The 23,927-nt window shown below is 75.8% G+C and carries 18 protein-coding genes; 9 read left to right on the top strand and 9 right to left on the bottom strand.

The window, feature by feature from the left end; genetic code table 11:
- Positions 1–23: 23 nt before the first annotated feature.
- On the bottom strand, positions 24–2,606 hold the full coding sequence (locus tag ACI79H_RS15385; RefSeq protein ID WP_456555278.1) for a putative bifunctional diguanylate cyclase/phosphodiesterase: 2,583 nt from the start codon (positions 2,604–2,606) through the stop codon (positions 24–26).
- A gap of 196 nt (positions 2,607–2,802) precedes the next feature.
- Here ACI79H_RS15385 and hrpB point away from each other — a divergent pair, with 196 nt between their 5' ends.
- Complete coding sequence (gene hrpB, locus ACI79H_RS15380) at positions 2,803–5,286, top strand: ATP-dependent helicase HrpB (RefSeq protein WP_456555277.1); 2,484 nt, start codon at positions 2,803–2,805, stop codon at positions 5,284–5,286.
- Between the two features lie 37 nt (positions 5,287–5,323).
- Positions 5,324–7,162: a 4-alpha-glucanotransferase gene (gene malQ, locus ACI79H_RS15375; protein WP_456555276.1), complete on the top strand. Its 1,839-nt coding sequence runs from the start codon at positions 5,324–5,326 to the stop codon at positions 7,160–7,162.
- A gap of 111 nt (positions 7,163–7,273) precedes the next feature.
- Here the strand turns inward: malQ and ACI79H_RS15370 are convergent, their stop codons facing one another.
- The gene (locus tag ACI79H_RS15370) at positions 7,274–9,109 is read right to left on the bottom strand and encodes a bifunctional metallophosphatase/5'-nucleotidase (protein ID WP_456555275.1); all 1,836 of its coding nucleotides are present in this window, start codon (positions 9,107–9,109) and stop codon (positions 7,274–7,276) included.
- A 204-nt stretch (positions 9,110–9,313) separates the two neighbouring features.
- Positions 9,314–11,794 (bottom strand): ExeM/NucH family extracellular endonuclease, encoded by a 2,481-nt coding sequence (locus ACI79H_RS15365; protein WP_456555274.1) that lies wholly within the window; start codon positions 11,792–11,794, stop codon positions 9,314–9,316.
- Between the two features lie 367 nt (positions 11,795–12,161).
- Here ACI79H_RS15365 and ACI79H_RS15360 point away from each other — a divergent pair, with 367 nt between their 5' ends.
- From ACI79H_RS15360 to ACI79H_RS15345, 4 genes are all read left to right on the top strand, one after another.
- On the top strand, positions 12,162–12,419 hold the full coding sequence (locus ACI79H_RS15360; RefSeq protein WP_456555273.1) for a hypothetical protein: 258 nt from the start codon (positions 12,162–12,164) through the stop codon (positions 12,417–12,419).
- Positions 12,420–12,496: 77 nt separating this feature from the next.
- A complete protein-coding gene (locus ACI79H_RS15355) occupies positions 12,497–12,694 on the top strand; it encodes a hypothetical protein (RefSeq protein WP_456555272.1) in 198 nt (65 codons plus the stop codon).
- Positions 12,695–12,708: 14 nt separating this feature from the next.
- Complete coding sequence (locus ACI79H_RS15350; protein WP_456555271.1) at positions 12,709–13,167, top strand: hypothetical protein; 459 nt, start codon at positions 12,709–12,711, stop codon at positions 13,165–13,167.
- On the top strand, positions 13,155–13,940 hold the full coding sequence (locus ACI79H_RS15345; protein WP_456555270.1) for a DUF998 domain-containing protein: 786 nt from the start codon (positions 13,155–13,157) through the stop codon (positions 13,938–13,940). Before ACI79H_RS15350 ends, ACI79H_RS15345 begins: the two co-directional genes overlap by 13 nt.
- 7 nt (positions 13,941–13,947) lie before the next feature.
- Here ACI79H_RS15345 and ACI79H_RS15340 read toward each other — a convergent pair whose 3' ends face one another.
- The 3 genes from ACI79H_RS15340 to ACI79H_RS15330 all read right to left on the bottom strand — a co-directional run bounded on the left by ACI79H_RS15340 (position 13,948) and on the right by ACI79H_RS15330 (position 16,777).
- Positions 13,948–14,949: an Acg family FMN-binding oxidoreductase gene (locus ACI79H_RS15340; RefSeq protein ID WP_456555269.1), complete on the bottom strand. Its 1,002-nt coding sequence runs from the start codon at positions 14,947–14,949 to the stop codon at positions 13,948–13,950.
- A 67-nt stretch (positions 14,950–15,016) separates the two neighbouring features.
- Entirely contained in the window at positions 15,017–15,931 is a 915-nt protein-coding gene (locus ACI79H_RS15335) for a DMT family transporter (protein ID WP_456555268.1), read from the bottom strand.
- Between the two features lie 99 nt (positions 15,932–16,030).
- Positions 16,031–16,777 carry an SDR family oxidoreductase gene (locus ACI79H_RS15330; protein ID WP_456555267.1) on the bottom strand — a complete coding sequence of 249 codons (747 nt, stop codon included), beginning with the start codon at positions 16,775–16,777 and terminating at the stop codon, positions 16,031–16,033.
- 87 nt (positions 16,778–16,864) lie between these two features.
- On the opposite strand from ACI79H_RS15330, the gene ACI79H_RS15325 reads away from it, so the two are divergent.
- Positions 16,865–18,409: a helix-turn-helix domain-containing protein gene (locus ACI79H_RS15325; RefSeq protein WP_456555266.1), complete on the top strand. Its 1,545-nt coding sequence runs from the start codon at positions 16,865–16,867 to the stop codon at positions 18,407–18,409.
- A gap of 4 nt (positions 18,410–18,413) precedes the next feature.
- Here ACI79H_RS15325 and ACI79H_RS15320 read toward each other — a convergent pair whose 3' ends face one another.
- Positions 18,414–19,163: an SDR family NAD(P)-dependent oxidoreductase gene (locus ACI79H_RS15320; protein WP_456555265.1), complete on the bottom strand. Its 750-nt coding sequence runs from the start codon at positions 19,161–19,163 to the stop codon at positions 18,414–18,416.
- Between the two features lie 65 nt (positions 19,164–19,228).
- On the opposite strand from ACI79H_RS15320, the gene add reads away from it, so the two are divergent.
- Positions 19,229–20,206: an adenosine deaminase gene (gene add, locus ACI79H_RS15315; protein WP_456555264.1), complete on the top strand. Its 978-nt coding sequence runs from the start codon at positions 19,229–19,231 to the stop codon at positions 20,204–20,206.
- On the opposite strand, the gene ACI79H_RS15310 is transcribed toward add, so the two are convergent.
- Positions 20,203–22,017, bottom strand: a complete 1,815-nt coding sequence (locus tag ACI79H_RS15310; RefSeq protein WP_456555263.1) for a PucR family transcriptional regulator — start codon at positions 22,015–22,017, stop codon at positions 20,203–20,205. The two genes, add and ACI79H_RS15310, sit on opposite strands and share 4 nt — an antisense overlap.
- Before the next feature lie 557 nt (positions 22,018–22,574).
- On the opposite strand from ACI79H_RS15310, the gene ACI79H_RS15305 reads away from it, so the two are divergent.
- On the top strand, positions 22,575–23,423 hold the full coding sequence (locus tag ACI79H_RS15305) for a DUF2877 domain-containing protein (protein WP_456555262.1): 849 nt from the start codon (positions 22,575–22,577) through the stop codon (positions 23,421–23,423).
- Positions 23,424–23,459: 36 nt separating this feature from the next.
- Here ACI79H_RS15305 and ACI79H_RS15300 read toward each other — a convergent pair whose 3' ends face one another.
- Positions 23,460–23,921, bottom strand: a complete 462-nt coding sequence (locus tag ACI79H_RS15300) for an SSI family serine proteinase inhibitor (protein WP_456555261.1) — start codon at positions 23,919–23,921, stop codon at positions 23,460–23,462.
- Positions 23,922–23,927: the final 6 nt, after the last annotated feature.

Below are 23,927 nucleotides of genomic sequence, written 5' to 3'. Positions count from 1 at the left end.
CGGGCGCCGCGGGGCGTGCCCGGTCAGCGCGCGCTGTCGACCAGGAGCGACGTCCGGCGGAGCACCAGCCGCTCCGCGTCCTCCGGTGCCAGCGGTGCGTCGAACAGGTAGCCCTGCGCGAGGTCGCAGCGGGCGGCGCGCAGCGCGTCGCGCTGGACCCCCAGCTCCACCCCCTCGGCCACGATCTCGAGGTCGAGGGTGCGGCCGAGGTCGATCAGGCCGCGCACGATCGGCGGGAGGTGGTCGCCCTGGATGGTGGAGATGAACGAGCGGTCGATCTTCAGGACGTCGACCGTGAACTGCCGCAGGTAGCTCAGCGACGAGTAGCCCGTCCCGAAGTCGTCGAGCGCCAGCCGCACGCCGAGCGCACGGAGCTCGGCCAGCCGCTCGGCGGCGGCGTCCGGATCGCGGACCAGCGCCGTCTCGGTCACCTCCAGGACGAGCGCCGAGGCCGGCAGGCCGGTGGTCGTGAGCGCGTCGACGATCTGCTCGACGAGGTCCGGCGAGGCCAGCTGCACGGCCGAGACGTTGACGGCCATGGTGAGCTCCTCGCCACCGGGCAGCTGCCGCCACCGGGCCGCGGTGGCGCACGCCTCGTGCAGCACCCAGGCGCCGATCTCCCCGATCAGGCCGAGGTCCTCCGCGACGGGCACGAACCTGTCCGGCGGGACCGGGCCGAGCGACGGCGAGCTCCAGCGCAGGAGCGACTCGAAGCCCACCACCGTGGATCCGGAAAGCTCGACGACCGGCTGGTACACCAGGCGCAGCTGGTTCCCCGCGAGGGCGCCCTGCAGCTCGCGCTCCAGCTCACGCCGTTCGACGACGGCGGCGCGCATGCTCGGGTCGAACACCACGACCCGCCCGCGTCCCGCCGCCTTGGCCGCGTACATGGCGATGTCGGCGTCCCGGACCAGCGACTCGCTCGTGGCGTCATCGTCGCCCACGGCAACGCCGACGCTCCCGGACACCGTCATGACCTGGTTGCCGATGCGGATGGGCGCACGGAGCGCGGACAGGACGCGCTCGCCGACCGCCTCGAGCTCGTCGGCACCGGGGACCTGGTCGACCAGCACCGCGAACTCGTCGCCGCCGAGCCGCGCGAGCGTGTCGCCCGCACGGACCGTCGCGGACAGGCGCCCGGCGACCACCTGCAGCAGCTCGTCGCCGGCGTGGTGGCCGAGGGCGTCGTTGATCCCCTTGAACCCGTCCAGGTCGATGAAGGCGACGGCCACCGCCTCGCCCCGGCGCACGTTGCGGCGCAGGGCGTTCTCGACGCGGTCGGCGAAGAGGGCGCGGTTGGCCAGGCCGGTCAAGCCGTCGTGGAAGGCCTGGTGGGCCAGCGTCTGCTCGGCGCGCTTCCGCTCGGTGATGTCCGTGGCGTGCACCACGACACCGCGCACGTCCGGGTCGTCGGAGAGGTCGGCCAGCCGCACGGCGAGGTGGTGCTCCTGGCCGTCCACCCGGCGGGCGAGCTCTGCGCTCACGACCGCTCCGCCCGCGGCCAGCGCCCGCTCGAAGACGACCCGGGCCTCCTCCAGGTGCAGCCCCGCCCTCGCCAGCAGGTCGCGGACGGTCCCGTCGCCCGGGCCGCCGGAACCGAGCAGCTCGGCGAGCCGTGAGACGTCGCTGCGCACCTGTCCGGAGCGGTCGACCACGACGACCGCGTCGGAGGAGTGCGCCGCCAGGGCGGCGCTGTGGCGGGCCTGCGACCGGACCAGCTCGCGTGCGTGCGCCTCGGCCTTCAGCAGGCGGACGGTGCGCACGAAGACCAGAGCCACCAGGACGGAGGTGGCGGCGTACACCGACACCGGGCTCTCCGGTCGCCCGGTCAGGTCCGTGACGAGCTCGATCGAGCCGGGCACCAGGAGCGCTCCGAGGGCCACCGCCAGGCGTCCGACCCCTTCGCCGGTCCCGGCCGGGGGCGCGGGGGGTCCGGGCCGCCCGACGGCCCGGACGGCCACCGCGAGCAGCCCCGCGCCGAGCATCCACCCGGCATCCAGCAGGGCCGTCGTCCCGCCCTGGTCGGCCATGACCAGGAAGCCGAGGTCGGAGGCCAGCCAGCAGAGCGAACCCGCAGTCAGGGCGGCGGCGCTGCAGTGCCGCCGGCCCCCGACGAGGAGGCGGAACACCAGCGCCAGGAGGGCGGCGTCGAGGGCCGGGTACAGCGCCCAGACCGTCCGGCTGAGCAGCGAGACCGAGTCGTCGACGACCGTCTCGGCGATGGAGAGGTGCCACATCAGCAGGAGGGCGGCGACGAAGACGACGGCCGCGTCGATCCAGCCGTCGACGCGCTGCCGTCGCGGCTGCTGCACGGTGCGGGCCAGGGCGGTCAGCCCGAGGGCCAGGGCGGCATAGCCGGTCAGGTAGGCGAGGTCGGCCACGGACACCTCCGCCTCGTGGCCGAGCCACTCGAGGACGAGGAACAGGAGGTCGCCGACGGTCGACAGCGTCAGCCCCCCGGCGATGAGGATCGCAGCGGGACGCCCCGGTCCGCTCCGCACCCACGACCACGCCAGGCCGGTCGCGGTCCCGACGACCAGGAGGTACAGCACGTCCCCGGCCGGCGTCCCGGCGAGCGCCCGGTGGAGGACGAACAGTGCGAGCACGGCCATCACCCGGCCGGCCCAGGCCTGCCGCCGGTCCCGCTCCCTGGCTCGGTGCTGCATCGATGTCCCGCTTTCTCCGGTGTCACGTCCAGGTCGGCGTGCCGACCGGACGGCTGGAGGGGCGGCGGGCGGCGGAACCCCCCAACGGATGACGGTCCCCGGACAGCGGGTTTCGCCGGGCCCGGACACTGGACCGGTGCTGCCACCGCCCGGGACGCCCGGCACCGACCTGCCGGTCCGGGGCGCGCTGCCCGCGCTCGCGGGCGCGCTGACCGCCCGCGGCACCGCCGTCCTCGTCGCGCCGCCGGGCACCGGGAAGACGACGATGGTCCCGCTCGCGCTGGCCGGGGAGGTCGCGGGCCGCGTCCTGGTGGCCGAGCCCCGGCGGGTGGCCGCCCGGGCCGCCGCCCGCCGGATGGCCGCCCTGCTCGGCGAGGAGGTCGGCGGCCGGGTCGGCTACAGCGTGCGGGGCGAGAGCCGGCGCAGCGCCGCCACGCGGGTCGAGGTGGTCACCACCGGCTTGCTGGTCCGCCGCCTGCAGTCCGACCCCGAGCTGGCCGGGGTGTCGGCCGTGGTCCTCGACGAGTGCCACGAGCGGCACCTGGACACCGACCTCGCGCTCGCCTTCCTGCTCGACGCCCGCGCGGCGCTGCGGTCGGACCTGCGGCTGCTCGCCATGTCCGCCACCGCGCAGGCCGAGCGGCTGGCGGCGCTGCTCGGGGACGGTCGGCCCGCGCCGGTCGTCGAGGCCTCCGGCGCCCTGCACGACGTCGACGTGGTGTGGGCGCCGCCGGCCGGCCCGGTGGACCCGCCGCTCGGCCTGCGCGTCGACCCGCGGCTGCTCGCGCACGTCGCGGCCACCGTCCGCCGGGCGCTGGCCGAGCGGGCCGGCGACGTGCTGGTCTTCGTGCCCGGTGCCGGGGAGATCGGCCGGGTCGTCGGGGAGCTGCGCGGGGTGGACGCCGACGTGCTGCCGCTGCACGGCCGACTGCCCGCCGCCGCCCAGGACGCCGCCCTGCGCGCCGGCCCGCGCCGACGCGTCGTCGTCGCCTCGGCGCTCGCGGAGAGCAGCCTGACCGTCCCCGGCGTGCGCGTCGTCGTGGACGCCGGCCTGGCCCGCGTCCCGCGCGCCGACCTCGCCCGCGGCCTCGGGTCGCTGGTCACCGTGCGGGCGTCCAGGGCCGCGGTCACCCAGCGAGCCGGCCGCGCCGGCCGGGAGGGCCCGGGCGCGGTCTACCGCTGCTGGACGCCCGCCGAGAACGACCGGCTGCCGGCGCACGACGAACCGGAGGTCGCCGTCTCCGACCTCACCGCCTTCGCCCTCGAGCTGGCCTGCTGGGGAGCGCCGGGCGGCCAGGGCCTGGCCCTGCTGGACCCGCCTCCACCGGCCGCCCTGCTCGTCGCCGAGGGGACCCTGCGCACGATCGGGGCGGTGGACGACGACGGCCGGGCCACCCCGCGCGGCCGGGCGCTGACCGCCGTCGGCGTGCACCCGCGGCTGGCCCGCGCGCTGCTCGACGGCGCTCCCCTGGTGGGCCGCCGCCGCGCCGCGGAGGTCGTCGCACTCCTGTCGGCGGACCTCCCCGCGCGGGGCGACGACCTGGTCACGGCCTGGCGGGCGCTGCGCGCCGGAACGGACCGGGCCGCGAGCGCGCGCTGGCGCGAGGAGGTCGGCCGCCTCGAGCGTGCCGTGCCGGATACCGCGGCGCCCCGGCTGGCCGACGACACCGCCGCCGGGCTGGTGGTCGGCCTCGCCCACCCCGAGCGGCTGGCCCGGCGGCGCGGCGGAGGCGGCACGTACCTGATGGCCGCGGGCACCGGCGCCGAGCTGGCACCCGGCACCGGGCTGTCCGGCGCGCCCTGGCTGGCGGTCGCTGCCGCGGACCGACCGGCCGGCTCCCGGGACGCGCGGGTGCGCTCGGCGGTCGCGATCGACGAGGCGACCGCGCTCGAAGCCGGGGCCGCGCTGCGCACCGAGGGCGACGAGGTCGCCTGGCGCGACGGCGACGTGCGCAGCGCGCACGTGCAGCGGCTGGGCGCGATCGTGCTGGCCGAGCGGCCGGTCCCGGAGCCCGATCCCACCGCGCTGGGGGCCGCCGTCGCGGAGGGCCTGCGCCGCGAGGGCCTCGGACTGCTCACCTGGACGCCGGCCGCCGAGCGGCTGCGGGCCCGCCTCGCCGCCGCGCGCGACGGGCTGGGCGATCCGTGGCCGGCGGTCGACGACGACGAGCTGCTCGCCGGGCTCGACGTCTCCGGGGCCCGCAGCCGAGGGGACCTGGCCCGGATCGACGTCGCCGCGGCCCTGCGCGCGCTGCTCCCGTGGCAGCTCGCCGGCGACCTCGACGCCGTCGTGCCCGACACGGTGACGGTGCCGACCGGCTCGCGGATCCGCGTCGACTACACCGACCCCGCCGTCCCGACCCTGGCGGTGCGGGTGCAGGAGGTCTTCGGCTGGGCGCAGGCACCGCGGGTCGCCGGACGCCCGCTGCGGCTGCAGCTGCTCTCCCCCGCGCACCGCGTGGTGGCCACGACCGCGGACCTCGCCGGGTTCTGGGTCACCGGCTACCCCGCCGTCCGCAGCGAGCTCCGCGGCCGCTACCCCCGCCACCCCTGGCCGGAGGACCCGGCCGCGGCACCGGCGACGAAGCGGGCCGGCTCACGTCCCCGCCCCCGCGACTGACACTGCGGGCCGGCCCTCCCCCGGCGAGGATCGTCCGGTGACGCGCACACCGACGACGGACGAGTACGGCATCGACGCGACCTGGCTGGACGCGCTCGACGAGGAGCACGAGGTGGCGCAGGGGACGATCGACGCGCTCCGCGGGATCATCGGCACGCCGCCGGAGGACCTGGAGGACCGCGCGCCCATCGTCGCCCGCCCCGGCGACGCGCTGGAGGTGGACGAGGCCGACGTCGTCTGCGAGGACGGCGAGGTGCGGTCGGTCGACGGGCACCTGCCCGCGGACTTCCCGCTCGGCTACCACTGGCTGCAGACCACCGACGGGCGCCGCCGCCGGCTGATCGTCTCGCCCGGGCGGTGCTGGCTCCCCGAGCAGCGCACCTGGGGCTGGGCCGTGCAGCTCTACGCCGCCCGCAGCCGCGAGAGCTGGGGCATCGGCGACCTCGCCGACCTGCGCAGCATCCGCCGCATGGCCGCCGACCAGGGCGCGGGCTTCGTGCTGATCAACCCGCTGCACGCCGTCGCCCCCATCGCCGAGCAGGAGGCGAGCCCCTACCTGCCCGCCACCCGCCGCTTCCTCAACCCGATCTACCTGCGCGTGGCCGAGGTGCCCGGCGCCGACGCCGTGGACCTGGAGGAGGACGCCGGGCGCGCCCTCGGCGACGGCGAGCTCATCGACCGCGACGCCGTCTGGGCGCGCAAGCGCGAGGTGCTCATGCGGATCTTCTTCGCCCACGGCGGCGGCGAGGCCTTCGGCCGGTGGCGCGAGGAGCAGGGGCAGCAGCTGCAGGACTGGGCCACCTGGGCGGCCATCACCGAGGAGCACGGCGCGGACTGGCACGCCTGGCCCGAGGAGCTGCGGCGGCCCGGCAGCCCGGCGCTGGCGGCCTACGTCGAGCAGCACGGCGCCGTCGTCGGCTTCCACGCCTGGTTGCAGTGGGCGCTGGAGCTGCAGCTCACAGCCGCCACCGAGGGCATGACGGTGATCCAGGACCTGCCGATCGGCTTCGCCGGCGGCGGCGCGGACGCCTGGACCTGGCAGGACGTGCTGGCCGACGGCGTGAGCGTGGGCGCGCCGCCGGACGCCTTCAACAGCCAGGGCCAGGACTGGGGCTCGCCGCCGCTCATCCCGTGGCGGCTGCGCGACGCGGACTACGAGCCGTTCGTGCAGTCGATCCGCGCGACCATCGCCGGCGCCGGCGGGCTGCGCATCGACCACGTGATGGGCCTGTTCCGGCTGTGGTGGGTGCCGCGCGACGGCACGGCCGCCGACGGGGCCTACGTGCGCTACCCGGCCGAGGACCTGCTCGACATCGTCGCCCTGGAGAGCCACCGCGCGCAGGCGCTCGTGGTCGGCGAGGACCTCGGCACCGTGGAGGACGGCGTGCGCGAGGCCATGGCCGAGCACGGCGTGCTCTCCTACCGGCTGCTGTGGTTCGAGGAGGACGAGCCCACGACCTGGCCGGCCGAGGCCATGGCCGCGATCAGCACCCACGACCTGCCCACCGTGGCGGGCCTGGTGGGCGGCGCCGACATCGCGGAGCAGCGGGAGCACGGCACCGGCACCGAGGAGGAGCTGGAGCGCGGCCGGACGACCCTGCTCGCCCAGCTGCCCGGGCTGCCCGAGGGCGCGTCGGCGGAGGAGGCGGTGGAGCTGGCGCACCGGCTGCTGGCGCAGGCGCCGTCACTGCTCCTGTCGGCGACGCTGGACGACGCCGTCGGCGAGCCGCGCCGGCCCAACATGCCCGGCGCCGGCGAGCGCCCCAACTGGTCGCTGCCGCTCCCCGTCCCCGTCGAGGACCTGCCCGACCACCCGCTGCTCCGCACCGTCGCGCGGACCCTGGCCGCCGGCGTGGCGGGCGAGCAGGCCGGCTGAGACCGGGCGCTCCGACGACCGGAGGCCGGCTCCCAGGTCGTGGGAGCCGGCCGCCGGCGTTCGTGCGGGAGACGTGCCGACCGACCGGGCGGGCCGGTCGGCACGGAGGCCTCAGCGGACGGTGGCCCGCCCGGTGTAGTCCTCCGGCCTCAGCGGCGACTCGTCCTCCAGGTAGGCCTGCAGGGCGTCGAAGTCGATCAGGCCGGTCCCCTCCGTGGTGCCCTGCGCGAAGGCGGTGAAGTTGTCGCCACCGGAGGCCAGGAAGCTGTTGGTGGCCACCCGGTAGGTCGCGGCCAGGTCGATCGGCTCGCCGGAGATCCGGATGGTGTCGACGGCGATCCGCTCGCCGGCCGGAGCGGTCGGGTCGTAGGACCAGGTGAGCTCCTCGGACGCGCCGAGCGCGAGGAACGGCCGCGAGGCGGTGGCGGGCTGCCACTGCTGCTCGAGCACCTGGACCAGCTGCGCGCCGCTCAGCGACACGACGACCAGGTCGTTGGCGAACGGCGTGACCGCGTTGGCCTCGGCCAGCGTTATCTGCCCGTCGCCCCCGTGCAGCAGGTCCGCGCGGAGTCCTCCCGGGTTCACCAGACCGAGGTCGGCCGGCTCGATCGCGCTGAGCTCGGACCCGTACACGTAGCTGTCGGCGACCAGGCCGCCGAGGGACGAGTACGCGCCGCGGTCCTCGGCCCCGGCTGCGGTGAAGGCCCGGGTGATGTCGGCGGTCACCGAGCCGACCACCTCGCTGCCCACCTCCTCGGCGAAGTCCACCGCCGCCGCGACGGTGGCGGCGACCTCGGCGACGCGCGGGTACGTGGCGACGAGCTCGTCGGCGGGCCGGGTCGTGAGCGGCAGGTTCTCGACCGTGAAGGCCGTGACCTCGTCGGTGCGCTCCACGTAGGTCAGCGCGATCCGGCCGAGCGCGGCTCCGTAGGAACCGGTCTGGATGACCGGGCGGGTGTCCCCGGTGCCGGGGACCGGCGCCGACCAGGCGTAGCTCTGGTGGGTGTGACCGGTGAAGATCGCGTCGACCTGGGCGTCCACGCCGTTGACGATCGCCGCGAAGGCGGTGTCGGCGGCGAGCTCGTCCTGCAGCGAGGCGCTACCGCGCGCGCCCTCGTGGGCGAGGAGGACGATCACGTCCGCCTCGTCGCCGGCCCCATCGGTGAGCGCGTCGACCACGCGATTGGTGGCGTCCACGGGATCCCCGAAGGTGATGCCCTCGATACCGGCGGGCGAGACGAGCGAGCTGGTCTCCGTGGTGACCACGCCGATGACCCCGACGGTCACACCGGCGGCCTCGAGGAGCGCGTACTCCGGCAGGACCGGCCTGCCGTCAGCGCCGTACACGTTGGCGCCCAGGTGGTCGTAGTCGGCCAGGCCGCTCTCGCCGTCGACCCCGACGCGGCCGACGAGGTCGTCGAAGCCGCGGTCGAACTCGTGGTTGCCGACGGCCGAGGCCTGCAGCCCCATCTCGTCGAGCACCTCGATGGTCGGCTCGTCCTGCTGCACCGACGACACGAACGGGGAGGCGCCGATGTTGTCGCCGGCCGACAGGAGCAGGGTCGCGTCGACGTCCTGACGGGCCCGCTGCTCCTCCACGGTGCCGGCGATCTCCACCGCTTCCAGGAGGCGTCCGTGGAAGTCGTTGACGCCCAGCAGCTGCAGCTCCGTGACGCCGCCCGTGCCGTTGCCGTTCCCGTTGTTGCCGCTCCCCTTGCCCTGGCCGTTGCCCTGGCCGTTTCCCTTGCCCTGGCCGTTCCCGTTGCCCTGGCCGACGCCCTTGCCGTGGCCGTTCCCCTGGGGCTGAGCGGTGCCCGGCGGTGACGTCGTGGCGGCCGGGTCGGCGGACGGCGCCGCCAGTGCCGGTGACATCCCGACCAGGCCACCCCCCAGCAGTGCGGCGGTGACGGCGGCGACGGCGCGCGCCGGCCGGTGAACTGCGTGCATCGAGACTCTCCACTTCAGGTGGTGGTGACGGAACAGACCGTTCCGTCCCGTCGTGAACAACAGATTGCGCGTGAACCGCGAGCAGGCGCCGGGCGGGTGGCCGGACTGCGACCGGCCGCGGACCTCCGCGCGGTGCGGGACCGGCCCTCGAGGGAGACCCGGCCCCGCACCTGTGCACGGTCGGTGCAGGTGACCTGCGGTCACCTACCGGCCGGCGTTCCCTCTCCCGTTGCCGTTCCCGTTCCCGTTCCCGTTCCCGTTCCCGTGGCCGTTGCCCTTGCCGTGGCCGTTGCCGTGGCCGTTGCCGTGGCCGTTGCCGTGGCCGTTGCCGTGGCCGTTGCCCGGCTCATCGGCCAGGTCGAGGCCGACGAGGATCGGGTCGTGGTCGCTGGACCGGTACTGGTCCGGCGCGTAGAGCGCCGGGTTGCCGGTGTACTGGTAGGCGAACGACTCGACCGAGTTGATGTTCCAGTGCGCCGCGTCGGTCACCTTGGCCGTCAGGCTCGCGGTGGCCATCGCGTGGTCGAGGGAGCCCGACATGTCGTCGAAGACGTAGCTGTAGCGACCCGGGTCGAACTGCGTGCCCAGGTCGGTCAGCCCCGCCTGCTCGAGCACCACGATCGGGTCCTCGGCGGAGTAGGCGTTCAGGTCGCCGAGCACCATCACGTCGTCGTCACCGGTGCTCGTCCGCAGGTCGGCCACGAAGCCGGCCAGCGCCTCGGCCTGCCCGATGCGGTCCGGGTTCGACGCGCCCTGCCCGTCGCCCTGGTCGGCGTTGACGCCCTCCCCGCTGCCCTTGGACTTGAAGTGGTTGGCGATGACGGTGAACGTGTCGCCCTGCGCCCGGAAGGTCTGCGCGATCGGCTCGCGGGCGTTGTCGAAGTTCGCCTCGTCGACCAGGCCGACCGCGTCACCGACCGGGGTCACCGACGCCGGCTGGTAGATGACGGCGTTGCGGATGACGTCCCGGTCGACACCGAGCAGCTCGTCCGGGAAGGCGGTGAATGCCCACTTCTCGCTGCCGGCCGCCGCGTTGAGCCGCCCGACGAGGTCGGCCACCGCCGCGTCGGCGTCGCCCGGGCTGAAGCCGGTCGAATCGGTGTCCTCGATCTCCATGAGCGCCAGCACGTCGGCGTCCATGGTGCCGATCGCGGTGACGATCTTCGCGGCCTGCCGGTCGAACGCGGCCTGGCTGGTGGCGCCGCGGGCATCGGGGCCCGAGTGCGTCACGAAGTAGTTCAGCACGTTGAACGCGCCGACCTGGATGTCACCACCGACGGGGTCCGGCGACCCCGGCCGGGTGTCCTGCGGGGCGAAGACGCCGCCGGAGGTGCCGTCGGCGGGGAACAGCCGCCACCGGTCGAAGCCGTAGCCCAGCACCAGCGGCTCGGTGAAGTCGAGGACGTCGCCGACGCGCACCGGCGAGTCGGGGGTCAGGTAGGGCGCGGTCGCCACGCTCACCCGGCCGCTGACGGCGTCGTCGAGGACGATCCGGCGCAGCTCGTTCTGCGCGGCGATCGCCTGGGCCTCCGTGCCGGGACGGGCGAGCTCCGTGGGCTGCACGAGCAGACCGCCCTCGGAGAGCGTCAGGTCGCCGAAGCTGGTCAGGTCGAAGACCTCGCTGACGGTCAGCGCGTCGACCGGCTCGACCAGCATGCCCTCGACCCGCTCGCGGGCCGCGTCGTCGGCCGGCAGGTCCAGCGGGGTGGCCTCGGGAAGGTCCGCGACGGTGCCGTCGGCGCACACGCTGACGGTGCTGGTGCCACCGATCTGGGTCTGCCCGAAGTACTCCTGGGCGGTGCCGCTGACGGCGACGGTGTCGCCGAGGTCCACCGCGGCGGTGCTGAACACGAACACGCCGTCGGACGTCGCCGGGTCGGCGTCGCCGGCGTCCTGGACGAAGAAGCCGGACATGCCGGGCAGGTCGCCCACAACCGTGCCGCGCACGCTCACCGCCTGGCCGTCGATCGGGGTGGCCTCGCCGCCGCCCTGCACCGCGCCGACGGCGTGGCTCGGCGCGACGTCGCAGGCGGCGCCCGGCTCCTCGCCACCGGGCTCCTCACCACCGGTCTCCTCACCACCGGGGGCCGGGTTCACGGCGCCGGGGGTCGCGGCCGCGGGGCCGGCCCAGACCAGCGCGTCGGCCGTGGCGTCGTAGCGACGGGACAGCGACTGGCCGGCCGGCTCGCTGCCGGTCTCCGCGACGCCGATGTCGGTGCTCGCGGTGCCGGCGGCCGGGCCGTTCGTGGCGGTCATACCGCCCTCGTAGGAGAGGAACTCCAGGACGGTGCCGTCCTGGACCAGCGCCAGGCCGTCCGGGGCGCCGTTCTGGATCCCGTTGGCCGGGTACTCGAGGACGGCGACGGCGGGGCCGTCGGCGGGCGCCGCCACGAGCGGCAGCGCCCGGGTCGAGTAGCTCGCGCCGTTGGAGGCGTTGTACAGCACCACCTCCAGGCCGGCCGACGTCGTGCCGGCGGGCAGCTGGACCTCGACGAACTCGCCGACGTCGGTGCCGTCGTTGTCGTAGTGGATCTCGGCGATGAACGGGCTCGTGGGGGGCGCCGCCGTCGCGACGGCAGGGAGGCCGACGACCGCGACGGTCAGGGCCGCCGAGCCGAGGACACCTCGCCGCACGACCGCGCGGGCGGTCGGGCGGTGCGGTGCGGTGCCGGGTTGTGCGGGCACGGGGTTCCTTCCGGTGAGGAGCGGGACGCGGCGCAGCCAAGAGCGCCCGGATGACGAACGGGTTGCGGAACGACTTCGGTACTCCCGCGTCGGCGTCCGGTACGGCGCTCCTCTGCTGACGGAGTGTCCATGCTGCGTCACCTGACGTGACGACGCCACCGCGCTCCGGTCCCGTCACCGCGCGTCGTCGGCGCGTCGGCCGCGTGAGCTTCACCACCCGGTCGCGTCACCCAGAGTTCACCCGGACACGCCCGACGAGTGACCGCTCGAACATGTGTTCGCACCGTGCCATGCTGGGCCGGTGGCAGGTGGGATGCACAGCGGGCGCAGTCGACGCTCCCTCCAGGAGCGAGCGGCGGAGTCCGGCGTGAACGCCCCGCCCGACGCCTCGCGGGCGCCCGGCCCCGCGAGCGCGGTGTTCGCCGCCGCAGGCGACGGCGGCGAGGGTCGGCACTGCTGGGTGCGTGACCCGCCGGAGTTCCCCGGCACCTGGCCCGGGCTGCTCGTGGAGTGGCGCCAGCGCGCCGGGACGTGGCAGGGGCGGGTCGCTTACACCGTCACCGGGCCGCACGGGCCGGCGCTGATCGAGACCTGGCTGCCTGCGGCGCGGCTCGAGCCCCGCTGACGCCGCCCCGGGATTGGGTCGGGTGGCCGCTGGCTATGGCTCGGGGGACCACTTCCCCCATGGACGGAGCACTCCCGATGACCTCCCCCGACCAGCCGAACCTCGACGACGTCCTCGTCCCCGAGGAGAACGTGACGCGGGACCGCACGCAGCACGCCAAGGACCCGCACCCCGACGACGAGGTGCTCGAGCACCGCACCGAGCAGGAGCGCCAGGCCGTCGGCTCCGACGACGCCGACCCGGCCGGCGGCATCCGGCACCCCGCCACCGACTGATCCGCGCCGCTCCCGTGCCAGGAGCCCGGCTGGAGGCCGGGGACGTCGCCGGCTGGCTGCTCAAGAGCACCCGGCCGCCGGACGCGATCGACCCCGGATGGGCGCCGGGCGAGCAGCGGGACCTGACCCGCTGCGTCCGGTCCTCCTACCGGCTCGACCTCGTCGTCCCCGGCCGGCCGGTGGTGCTGTGGGTGAGCGGCCGCGTCCTGCCGGGTGTGCACGCCGTCGGCACGGTCACCGGTCCGGTGCGGCCCGGCGACGGGCCGGACGACGACCAGCTCGTGCTGCCGGTGCGGCTGACCCGGCTGGCGGTTCCGGTCGAGCGCGGCGAGCTCCTGCACGACCCCCGGTTCCGGGACGCCGAGGTGCTGCGGATGCCGGCGGGCAGCAACCCCTCCTGGCTGAGCGAGACCCAGCTCGACGTGGTCCTCGAGCGGGCCGCTCCGGCCGGGCTGGGACGATGGGGCCCGTGATCTCCGACCGGTTCCGCTGGGGCGCGCTCGCCTGGCTGCTCACCCTGCAGTTCTTCGTCGTCGAGACCCTCGTGCAGCTGCGCGGCGAGGGGCACTCCCGCATCGACGACGTCATCAGCGACCTGGGCGCCACCACCTGGCCGGGCCACCAGGCGATGAACGCCTCCTTCGTGGTGCAGGCAGGGCTGATCCTGGCCGGCGCGCTGCTGCTCCTCCCGCCGCTGCGCAGCGGCGCGGGCAGGGTCGCCACCTACCTGTTCGGGATCGCCGCGCTCGGCGTGCTGCTCGTGGGGGTGCTGCCCAGCGACCGCTCCGACACCTGGCACGCCGTCGGCGCCACCCTCTACCTGGTCGGCGGTGCCCTCGGCCTGATCGCCCTGGCCTACGCGCTGCGGCCGCGCTCGGAGCTGCTCGGCACGACGCTGGTCCTGCTCGGGCTCGTCGGGGCCGCGGCGACCACGTTCTTCGTCACCGGCGTCGACGTCCTCGCCGAGGGGGCGACCGAGCGGGCCGCCGCCTACGTGCTGCCGATCGGACTGGCCCTCGCCGGGGTCGCGCTCTGGCGGCTGGGCGCCGGCGCGCCGGTCGCGGACCGGCCGTCGCTGCGCGAGGAGCGGGCCCGGGAGCGGGCGCTGGCCGCCGAGCGCGCGTCCGAGCGGGACGCGGCCCTGGAGGCCGCCGCCCGGCGCAGCGCGCCCTCCTCCCCCGCCGACGACGACGCCGGCCCGGACGACGACGAGGACCCCTGGGCCGCTCCGCGCCGCACCGGCTGACCGGCGCTCAGCCGGTCACGACGGTGAGCACGTCGGCGACCGGCCGCCGCCCGCTGTGCGGGGCGGCGGGCGTCTCCTGCGGGTAGCCCATCCGCAGCAGCATCTGCGGGTGCCCGACCAGCGAGAGCCGGGACCGCAGGCGGGTCCGCGTGGCCGGCCAGTCCAGCGCCTGGGTCAGCGGCGAGGCGGCGAGCCCGGCGGCGGTGGCCACCAGCAGCACCCGCGCCAGCGCCCGGCCGGCCTGCACCCAGTCGTACCGCTCGTCCCCGTCGGTGCCCATGAGCACGACCGCGGGCCGTTCGACCGCCGGCGGTGGCGCGTCGGGGTCGACCACCCCGGCCGGCGCGTGCTCCCGCGTGCCGACGACGAAGTCGCGGATGGTCCAGTTCGAGGGCCGCTGGTGCGGGTCACCGCCCGGCACCGCCCCGACCGGCACGCCGTCGACGGCTGCGGGGTCGGTGCGCAGCCAGCTCTGCAGCTCGGCCAGGTAGGCGGGGTCCCCCTGCTCCATCTCCTCCGCCCGGTCGATGAGGAAGACGGTGGCAACCTCCTCCTCGGAGCGGGTCACCGGCTTGAACCACGCGCCGAAGGCGCCGGCCTCGGCCTGCAGCCGGTCCGTCAGGCCGGCCGGGAGGTCGCGGGCCTGGAAGGGGTCGCGCACCGTGTGCCGCTGCCCGACGGCGGCGGCCAGCGCGCGGTCCTCGTCGGTCGCCTCGATCGGGCCGATGACCCGCAGGGTGGCCAGGTGGTCGGCGTCGTCGTCCGGCAGCAGTTCCACCTCGGTGAGCCGCCCCGCCGCAGCGAGGGCCACGACGGCGAACTCGACGGCGATGCCGCAGCTGATGACCTGCTGCCGGCGGGTGGGGTCGAGCACCGGCAGCGCGCGGGCCGGGTCGAGGTGGACGTCGAGCTGGTCGGGCGTGGCGGTGAACCGCCACGGCTGGGTGTTGTGGATCGAGGGCGCCCGCGTGGCCGCCTCCACCACGCGTGCCCACTCCTGCTGCTCCACCGCGTCCCCTCCTGGTCGTTGCCTGTTGCCTGCCTACCCCATCCGCGGCGGGAGACCCACCATGAGGTCAGCCGGCGGGCACCGTCTCGGCCTGCGGGACGACCGGCCGCCGCCCGCCGCGCCGGGACAGCGCCACCCCCGCGAGGCACACCGCGCCGCCCACCACGGCCAGCGCCGGCGGGACCTCGTCCAGCAGCACCCAGCCCAGCAGGATCACCAGCGGCGGCACGAGGTAGGTGGTCACGCCCAGCCGGCCTGCGTCCATCCGGGTCAGCGCGTACGCCCAGGTGCTGAACGCGAGCGCCGTCGGCACCACCCCGAGGTAGACCATGCCGGCGATGGAGCCGGCCGGTGCGGTGCCGAGGTCGGCGAGCAGGGCGCCGGCCCACGGCAGGCAGCAGACGGCGCCGATGGCGCACGCGGTCAGGGTGACCTGCAGGGCGGGCAGCCGGCCGAGCAGCGGCTTCTGCGCGACGACGCCCACGGCGTAGGTGACCGCGGCGACGACGCAGAGCAGCACGCCGAGGAGGTCGACGTCCGCGCCGCGGGTGGCCAGGCCGATGAGCAGCACGCCCGCGAAGGCGACGGCCACGCCCACCACCAGCCAGCGCGGGAACCCCTCGCCCAGCAGCCACCCGGCCAGGACGGCGATGAGGATGGGGCCGATGTTGACCAGCATCGCGGTGGTGCCGGCGTCCAGGTGCTGCTCGGCGGCGTTGAGCGCGAGGTTGTAGACCCCGAACCACCCGACGCCGCACACCACGAGCAGCACCCACTCGCGGCGGTCCGGGCGCACCCAGCCGCGGCCGGCGGCCAGCGCGGCCAGCACCGCCGTCCCCACCAGCAAGCGACCGAGCGCGAGGGCACCCGGGGAGACGTCCTCCCCCACGCCGCGGATGGCGACGAACGCCGACGCCCAGGCGAGCACGGTCACGACGACGGCCAGGAGCGTGCGTCCCGGGAGGGCTGGTGCGGTGGTCACGACCGGACCCTAGGCACCGGCACCGACACGTTCCGGCGGATACCGGCCGTCGCGTCCGCTTCGGCGGTCCTGCCACGGTCCTCGGCAGGAACGCCGCGCTCAGCCGCGCAGGTGCTCGGCGTACGTGCGCCGCCCGCGCGCGCCGCCGCGGGGCAGGGCGGCGCCGTCGCGGATCGCAGAGCTCAGCCGGCCCGGTACCGGTGTGGCCACCACGTGCACGCCCGGAGCGCGCGCCGCGGTCCACAGCCGCGCCAGCTCGGCCGCGGTGTGCACCTCCGGCCCGCCGAACTCCACCACGCCGCCCGAGGGCGGGCCGGAGCTCAGCTCGACCACGTGCGCGGCCACCTCGTCGACGTCGACCGGTTGCGCCTGCCAGCCCATCGGCACCGGGAGGACCGGCCCGCGGCGGGCGGTGTCGAGGAACTCGTCGACGAACTCGTGGAACTGGGTGACCCGCAGCAGGGTGACCGGGAGGCCGGAGGCGAGCAGCACCTGCTCGGCGGCGAACTTGGCGCGGTGGTAGCCGAACGGGATCCGGTCGACGCCGACGATGCTCACGTGCAGCAGGTGCCGCAGCCGGTCGCGGTCGACCGCCTGGACCAGCCGGCGGGTGCCCGCGACGTCGACCTCCCACGGGTCCCCGCGCGGGTCGCCGGCGGCGTGCACCACGACCTCCGCTCCGGCCAGCGCCGTCGTCAGGTCGAAGCCGGTGGCGAGGTCGCCGCGCACCCCGCCCGGTCCGGTGCCGCGCCGGGACATCTGCCGCACCGTGGCGCCCGTCGCCCGCAGCCGCGGGACCAGGCGCTGACCGAGCCGGCCGGTGCCACCGGTGACCAGGACCTCCACGGACCCATCCTGGCCCTCGCACCTCCGATCGCACACGCCCGGCCCGGCCTGCACGGCGGTATCTCACACACGAGATACCGTGCCCCGGTGACGCTGACCGAGCAGGCCCCTGACACCGCGATGGCCCGGATCGGCGCGCTGGTCCGCGACGCCCGGCGGCACCGCGGCCTCACCCAGCAGCAGCTGGCCGACCGGCTGGGCACCAGCCAGAGCGCGGTGGCACGGATCGAGCAGGGCAACCAGAACCTGACCCTCGAGCTCCTCGGCCGGCTGTCGGCTGCGCTGGAGAGCGAGCTGATCAGCGTCGGGCCGTCGGGCCCCACGCACCTGCGGGTCACCGGCGGTCGGCTGCTCAGCGGCAGCGTCGCGGTCAAGTCCTCGAAGAACGCCGCGGTGGCGCTGCTCTGCGCGGCGCTGCTCAACCGCGGGCGGACGACGCTGCGCAACGTCGCCCGGATCGTGGAGGTCGAGCGGATCCTCGACGTCCTCCGGTCGATCGGCGTCTCGGCCACCTGGGACGAGGCCGGTCACGACCTCACCCTCGTCGTCCCCGAGCAGCTGGACCTGGCCGGCATCGACGCCGACGCCGCGCGCCGGACCCGCAGCATCATCATGTTCCTCGGCCCGCTGCTGCACCGGGCGCCGGAGTTCGAGCTGCCCTACGCGGGGGGCTGCGACCTGGGCACCCGCACCGTGCAGCCGCACATGATCGCCCTGCGCCCCTTCGGGCTGGAGGTGGAGGCCCGGGCCGGCGAGTACCACGCCACGGTCACCCCGACCGGCGCCAGCGACCGCACCATCGTGCTGACCGAGCGCGGGGACACCGTCACCGAGAACGCCCTGCTCGCCGCCGCCCGCACCGAGGGCACGACGACCATCCGCAATGCCAGCTCCAACTACATGGTCCAGGACCTCTGCCTGTACCTGCAGCTGCTCGGCGTGGGCGTCGAGGGCCTGGGGACGACGACGCTGACCGTCTCCGGCCGGGCGGTGCTCGACGCCGACGTCGACTACACGATCAGCGAGGACCCGGTCGAGGCGATGAGCCTGCTCACCGCGGGCATCGTCACCGGCTCGGAGCTGACCGTGCGGCGGGCGCCGGTCGAGTTCCTGGAGATCGAGCTCGCCGTCCTGGCCGAGATGGGCCTGCGCTACGAGCTCTCGGCGGAGTACCTGGCCGACAACGGGCACACCCGGCTGGCCGACGTCACCATCCACCCGTCGAGGCTGCGGGCGCCGATCGACAAGATCCACCCGATGCCGTTCCCGGGCCTCAACATCGACAACCTGCCGTTCTTCGCGGTCATCGCCGCGCAGGCGGAGGGGTCGACGATGATCCACGACTGGGTCTACGACAACCGGGCGATCCACCTGTCCGACCTCACCCGGCTGGGCGCCGACGTGCGGCTGCTCGACCCGCACCGCGTGCTGGTCGACGGCCCGACGCGGTGGTCCAGCGCCGAGGTCGTCTGCCCGCCGGCGCTGCGCCCCGCGGTCTGCATCCTGCTGGCCATGCTGGCGGCGAAGGGCACCTCGGTGCTGCGCAACGTCGACATCATCGCCCGCGGCTACGAGCACCTCTACGAGCGGCTGGTCGAGATCGGCGCCGCCATCGAGGTCTTCCACGACTAGCAGGTCACCGTTCCTGGTCCGTGGGGCGGACGAGCACCTCGTTGACGGCGACGTGGCGGGGCTGGCTGACCATGTAGACGACGGCGCGGGCGATGTCCTCGGCCTGCAGCGGCGTCATGGTCTCGGCCATCTTCCTCGACGCCGCCTTCGCCTCGGGCTGGGTGATGTGGTCGGTGAGCTCGGTGGCGACCGCGCCCGGCTCGACCAGCCCGATCCGCACCCCGCGCCCGGTCACCTCCTGCCGCAGCGACTCGCTGAAGGCGTTCACCGCCCACTTGCTGGCGTTGTAGACGCCGGCGCCCTTGCGGGCCACCCGCCCGGCGACGCTCGACACGTTGACGACGTCACCCGAGCCCTGCTCGACCATGCCGTCGATGGCCGCGTGCGTCATGTACATGAGGCCGAGGACGTTGGTGTGCAGCATCCGCCGCCAGTCCTCGGGGTCGGCGCCGACGATCGTGCCGAGCAGCATGACGCCGGCGTTGTTGACCAGGACGTCCAGGCCCCCCAGCTCGGCCCGGGTGCGGGCGACCGCGTCGGCGCACGCCTGCTCGTCGGTCACGTCGAGGTCGAGCGCGAGCACCGTGGCGCCGTCGGCCCGCAGCCGGGCGGCGAGGCCGTCGAGCCGGTCCTTGCGGCGCGCCCCGATGGCGACCGCGGCGCCGGCGGCGGCGAGGGCCTCCGCCGTCGCCTCCCCGATGCCCGACGACGCCCCGGTGACCAGTGCGACCTTCCCCTGCAGCGGACCTGTCACGTGCGTCGCCTCCTCCGTGCCGCACGGTGCGGCGTCCTGGCCATCCTCGTCCGTACGCTGCGCCGGTGCGCGACCTGACCACCCTGCCGACGGCGCACCTGCACGTGCACCTGGAGAGCGCGGTCCGCGAGGACACCGCCCGCGAGCTGGCGGCGGAGCACGGTCTCGCCCTGCTCCCGCGCGCGGGCCGGTACGCCGGGTTCGCGGAGTTCGCCCAGGTCAACGGCGCTGTCCGCGACTGCCTGCGCCGACCGGAGGACTTCACCCGCGTGGCCCGGGAGTTCTGCGCCGATCAGGTCGCCCAGGGCGTCCGCTACGCGGAGGTGACGTTCACCGCCGCGAGCCACGGCGAGCGGCTCGGCGACCCCGAGATGCCGCTGACCGCGGTGCTGGACGGGCTGGCGGCCGGGCGGGCGGAGACCGGGCTCGAGGTGCAGGTGCTGCTGGACCACCCGCGGCGCCGGTCCGCAGAGCGCTTCCGGCGGACCGTGGAGCTGGCCCGCCGGTACCGCCACGCCGGCGTCGTGGGTGTCGGCTTCGCCGGGGCCGAGGAGCACCCGCTGGCCCCCTTCGCCGGGCTGGTGGCCGAGGCCGCCGACGCCGGGCTGCACCTGGTCCACCACGCCGGCGAGACCCAGGGCCCGGCCAGCGTGCGGCAGGCGCTCAGGACCGGCCGGGCGGAGCGGATCGGCCACGGGCTGCGCGTGACCGAGGACCCGGAGCTGGTCGCGGATCTGCGCGACCGCGCCGTCCCGCTCGAGGTCTGCCCGTCGTCGAACGTCGCGCTCGGGCTGGTGCCCGACCTGGCCGCGCACCCGCTGCCGGCGCTGCGGGACGCCGGGCTGGTGGTCACCCTGTCCACCGACGTCCCCGCCGAGACGGGCTGGACGCTGCCGGGCGAGTACGACGCCGTCCGCGACGTCCACGGGTGGGACGACGCCGCGCTCGCCGACCTGGCCCGCGCCTCGGTGACGGCGTCCTTCGCGCCGGCAGCCGTGCAGCGCGAGCTGCTCGCCGGGATCGACGCCTGGCTGGCTGCCTAGAGCAGCGAGTCCAGCCCCTCGTCCGGCGGCGGGGCCATCCCGGCCTCCAGCGGCGGGCGGTGCGGCTGGTCCAGCCCGCTCATCCGGGCGGCGTGCAGCGCGAGCAGCAGGTTCAGCCGCAGCGTGGGGTCGCTGGTGAAGGGCCCGAGCATCCGCTCCAGCTTGCCGATGCGGTAGCGCATCGTGTTGTAGTGGAAGTGCAGCCGGCGCGCGGACTCCGCGACGTTGAGGTTGGTCTCCAGCAGCACCAGCAGCGTCTCGCGCAGGTCGGCGGAGTCGGCGTCGGTCGCGTCGGCCAGCGGGCCGAGCACCTCGTCGACGTAGGAGCGCAGCTCCGTGCTGTCCGGGATGAGGGAGAGCAGACGGAAGACCCCGAGCTGGTCGAAGTGGGTGACCGACGCACCGCCCTGGATCTCCTGGCCGACGCCGAGGGCGCGCTGGGCCTGGCGGTGCGCCTCGGCCAGCTCCGACAGCGAGCCCGCGGGCCGGCCGATGCCGGTGCCGAGCACGCGACCGAGCCGGCGCAGCCGCCCGTTGACCCGCGAGCTCACCGCGGCGACGAGCGAGGACACCTCCTCGGGGGTCCGCCCGTCCAGCGGCAGCAGGGTGACGATCTCGGTCGCGAGCCCCGCGACGGCGGCGCCGGCCACCTCGGCCTCCAGCGCGGAGCGCCAGCCGTCGGCCAGCCGGTCGAGGACGTCGAGGGCCCGGGTGGGGTCACCCGCGGCGTCGGCGACGGTCTCGGTCGCGGTCACGAGGACGGCGACCGGGCCGTCCAGCCGCCAGCCGAAGGACCGGGTGTAGGCCAGCGTCCGCTCGGTGTGCCCCACCGAGCCGCCGACGAGCCGGCGCACCAGGTCACCCTGGAACCGCAGCTCGACCGAGTGCACGGCCTGCAGCCGGATGACCGACAGCGCCGCGATCACCGCCGCGCGTTCGAGGACGCCGCCGGCACCGACCATCATCGCGCCCGTCCGGTGCACCGCGACCAGCCAGCCGTGCCGCTGGTCCCCGGCCATGATCGGCGCCACCGCGTACTCACCCACCCCGCCGGGCAGCTGGTGGTGGCCAGGGACGAGCAGGATGCCGTCGGCCGGGGAGAGGTCGGCGTCGGCCAGGACGTCGGCCGGGGTGACGGCGGTGCGGTCCGCGCGCACGCCGGCCAGCCGGTGGGACGGCGTGAGCTCGGCGAGCGCGTCGTCGGCGGCGGCGTCCAGCAGCCACAGCCAGTCGCTGATCTCCTCGACGTCGTCCTGCACGCCGGCGCTGGTGACCACCTCGCGGTCCGGGCCCAGGCCGAGCACCGCGGCGCCGTCGAGCATCGCGGCGAGCCGCGCGGTCACCTCGGCCAGCCCCCCGCCGGTGAGCGCCACCTCCATGAACTGGTCGTCCATGCGGGAGTTGAGCGCGAGGGCCTGGCCCTGCTTGGTGACGACGGCGCCCAGCACCTCGGCGACCACCTCGTCCAGGCGGACGTTGGCGGGCAGCGCCAGCACGGGCAGCCCGCGGCGGTCGGCCTCGGCGAGCACCTCGGCCGGCACGGGGGGCGGCCCCTCGGTCCTGCGGAAGGCCAGCGCAGCGGTGCCCATGGAGTCCAGCCGCTCGACCAGCGCCCGGCAGTTGGCGGGGTCGGCCGGGGGCAGCCGCGCGCCCAGCACGACGAGCACGTCGGCGCCCGCGCCCGCGAGCGGGTCGGCGGGCTTGTCGACGACCATGAGCCGGACGGAGCGGCCCAGCCCGCCGGCCCCGGCGACCACCGCGGTGCCGGTCAGCCCCGGGAGGTCCAGCGCGTCCTCGACGGTGAGTCCCATGCGCTCCTGCCAGCTGCCGCGGTCGGTCCAGGACGGGTCCGGACGCGCCGACTCGTCGACCACACGGTTGCGACGAAACGGCACGGTTCCGTCACGCTGCGTTGGAGCTACCACCGAGGCTTCACCCTGCGTCACGACGCATCCCTTTCCAGTCGCCAATGAGGCGGTCCCGTCTCGGAAGTCTGTCAGGACTCCTTGAACGGCACCATCCATTCTTGGCGAGTTCCGCCATAAGACGGCGTGCGACGCGCCGCATAGGTTCGAAGCCCGCTCAACCCGCTCGCAGCGATGCTAAGCCGTCACCCGGCAACCGGCGGCACGGCCCTCTGCGTCCGGACGCGAGCAGAGACCGGACGGGGGCTCTCGCCCCCCGTCGCACCTCCGGCGAAGGGCCGCCAGTGCGCACGATCGACGAGACAACCGGCAACGACACCAGCACGGACACCCACTCGCAGGCGGCCGCGCGCGGTCGCGCCGCGCGGGCCGGTGTCCCGACCATCCCCCTCCCCCGCGGATCCGGCGCGGCGGCGGCGCGGACCACGCGTCCGGCGCGACCCATGGCCGCCGTACCGGCCGCCGCGAGCACCGGTGTCGCCGCGCTGCTGCGCGGACCGGTCCGCAAGGCGCGCGTCGTCGCCAGCACCCCGACCGGGGTGTACCTGCACGTGCCCGGTGAGCGCGACGGCGACGTCGTCGGGGTGCTCACCAGCGACGCCGCGCGGCTGCCGCTCGGCTGCGTGCTGTTCCGCCCGAGCACGGGGCGTCCGCTGGCCTCCCCGACCGCTCCGGCCGAGGTCGGCGGCGGCCGCATCGTCGTCGGCGACCTGGTGGTCAGCGCCGCCGCGTGGTGGGACCCCCGCCCACGGCTGCCCAGCGCCCGCCCGGCGCTGCTGCCCGAGGGAGTGCGCCAGTTGCGGACCACCCTCTACGGGGAGGGCGTCCCGCACAGCGCCTTCGCGCTGCCCGGCCTGCCCACCGGCCCCGGTGGACCGCTGGCCGCGTTGCGCGGTGCCGTCCGGCGGGCCGACCTCGATGCCGCCCTGCGCACCGCGACCCGGCTGATCGGCCTCGGCCCCGGGCTCACCCCGGCCGGCGACGACGTCATGGCCGGCACGGTCGCCGGGCTGGTCCTGCTCGGGCACCCCGCCGCTCCGCGCTTCGCGGCCGGCGTCACGACCCTGGCGGCCTGCCGCACCACCGAGCTCTCCCGCGCGCTGCTGCGGCACGCGGCGGCCGGCCGGGTGAGCGGTGAGTACGCGGCGGTGCTGCACGCCCTGGTCGGCGAGCGGCCGCTGGCCCCGGCCGTGGCGGCGTTGCTCGCCTCCGGCCCGACCGGCAGCCGGGCGACGGCGCTCGGGCTGTGCACCGCGATCGACCTGGTGGAGCGCACCACGCGCGTGCGCTGACCGGCCGGTCGGCCGGCTGACCCCACCGGGCCGCGGTCAGCCGGCCGGCGCGGGCACCAGCGGGACCAGCGCGGCCCACTGCTCGATGCGGCAGCCGTCGGTCCGGGAGAGCTGGAGGTCGACCGGCTGCCCGCCCCAGCGGCCGACGACGTGCGCGGTCTCGGGCCCGCCGTACACCTGGGTGCACATGACGTCGTCGGGCAGCGGGGCGAACGGGTCGGTCAGCGCGGACAGGTGGTCGCAGGCCGCCTGCGCCTCGGGGTGGCTGCCCTCGACGAAGCCGACGCAGGTGAGCGTCCACGTCTGCGCCGCGCTGCCGTCGCCCAGGTCGACCTCGACCTGCAGGTCGTTGTCGGCCTGCGAGATGCCGCCCCCGGCCGCGGCCCCGCCGCCGCCTCCGTCCGTGCTCGGCCCCGCCGCATCGCCGTCGTCCGCCGTCCCGCAGCCGGCCAGGGCCAGGGCGGCGACCGTCAGGAGCAGGGGCAGGAGTCGGCGCATGCCGGA

Source organism: Blastococcus sp. SYSU D01042 (assembly GCF_054050515.1).
This window is presented reverse-complemented; position numbering and strand designations above follow the sequence as displayed.

Bases quoted from the DNA above. Each gene is read 5' to 3' on its own strand.
- ACI79H_RS15370 (WP_456555275.1), bottom strand. From the start codon at position 9,109: ATGCACGCAGTTCACCGGCCGGCGCGCGCCGTCGCCGCCGTCACCGCC.
- ACI79H_RS15355 (WP_456555272.1), top strand. From the start codon at position 12,497: ATGACCTCCCCCGACCAGCCGAACCTCGACGACGTCCTCGTCCCCGAG.
- ACI79H_RS15345 (WP_456555270.1), top strand. From the start codon at position 13,155: ATGGGGCCCGTGATCTCCGACCGGTTCCGCTGGGGCGCGCTCGCCTGG.
- ACI79H_RS15310 (WP_456555263.1), bottom strand. From the start codon at position 22,017: ATGGGACTCACCGTCGAGGACGCGCTGGACCTCCCGGGGCTGACCGGC.
- ACI79H_RS15305 (WP_456555262.1), top strand. From the start codon at position 22,575: ATGGCCGCCGTACCGGCCGCCGCGAGCACCGGTGTCGCCGCGCTGCTG.
- ACI79H_RS15300 (WP_456555261.1), bottom strand. From the start codon at position 23,921: ATGCGCCGACTCCTGCCCCTGCTCCTGACGGTCGCCGCCCTGGCCCTG.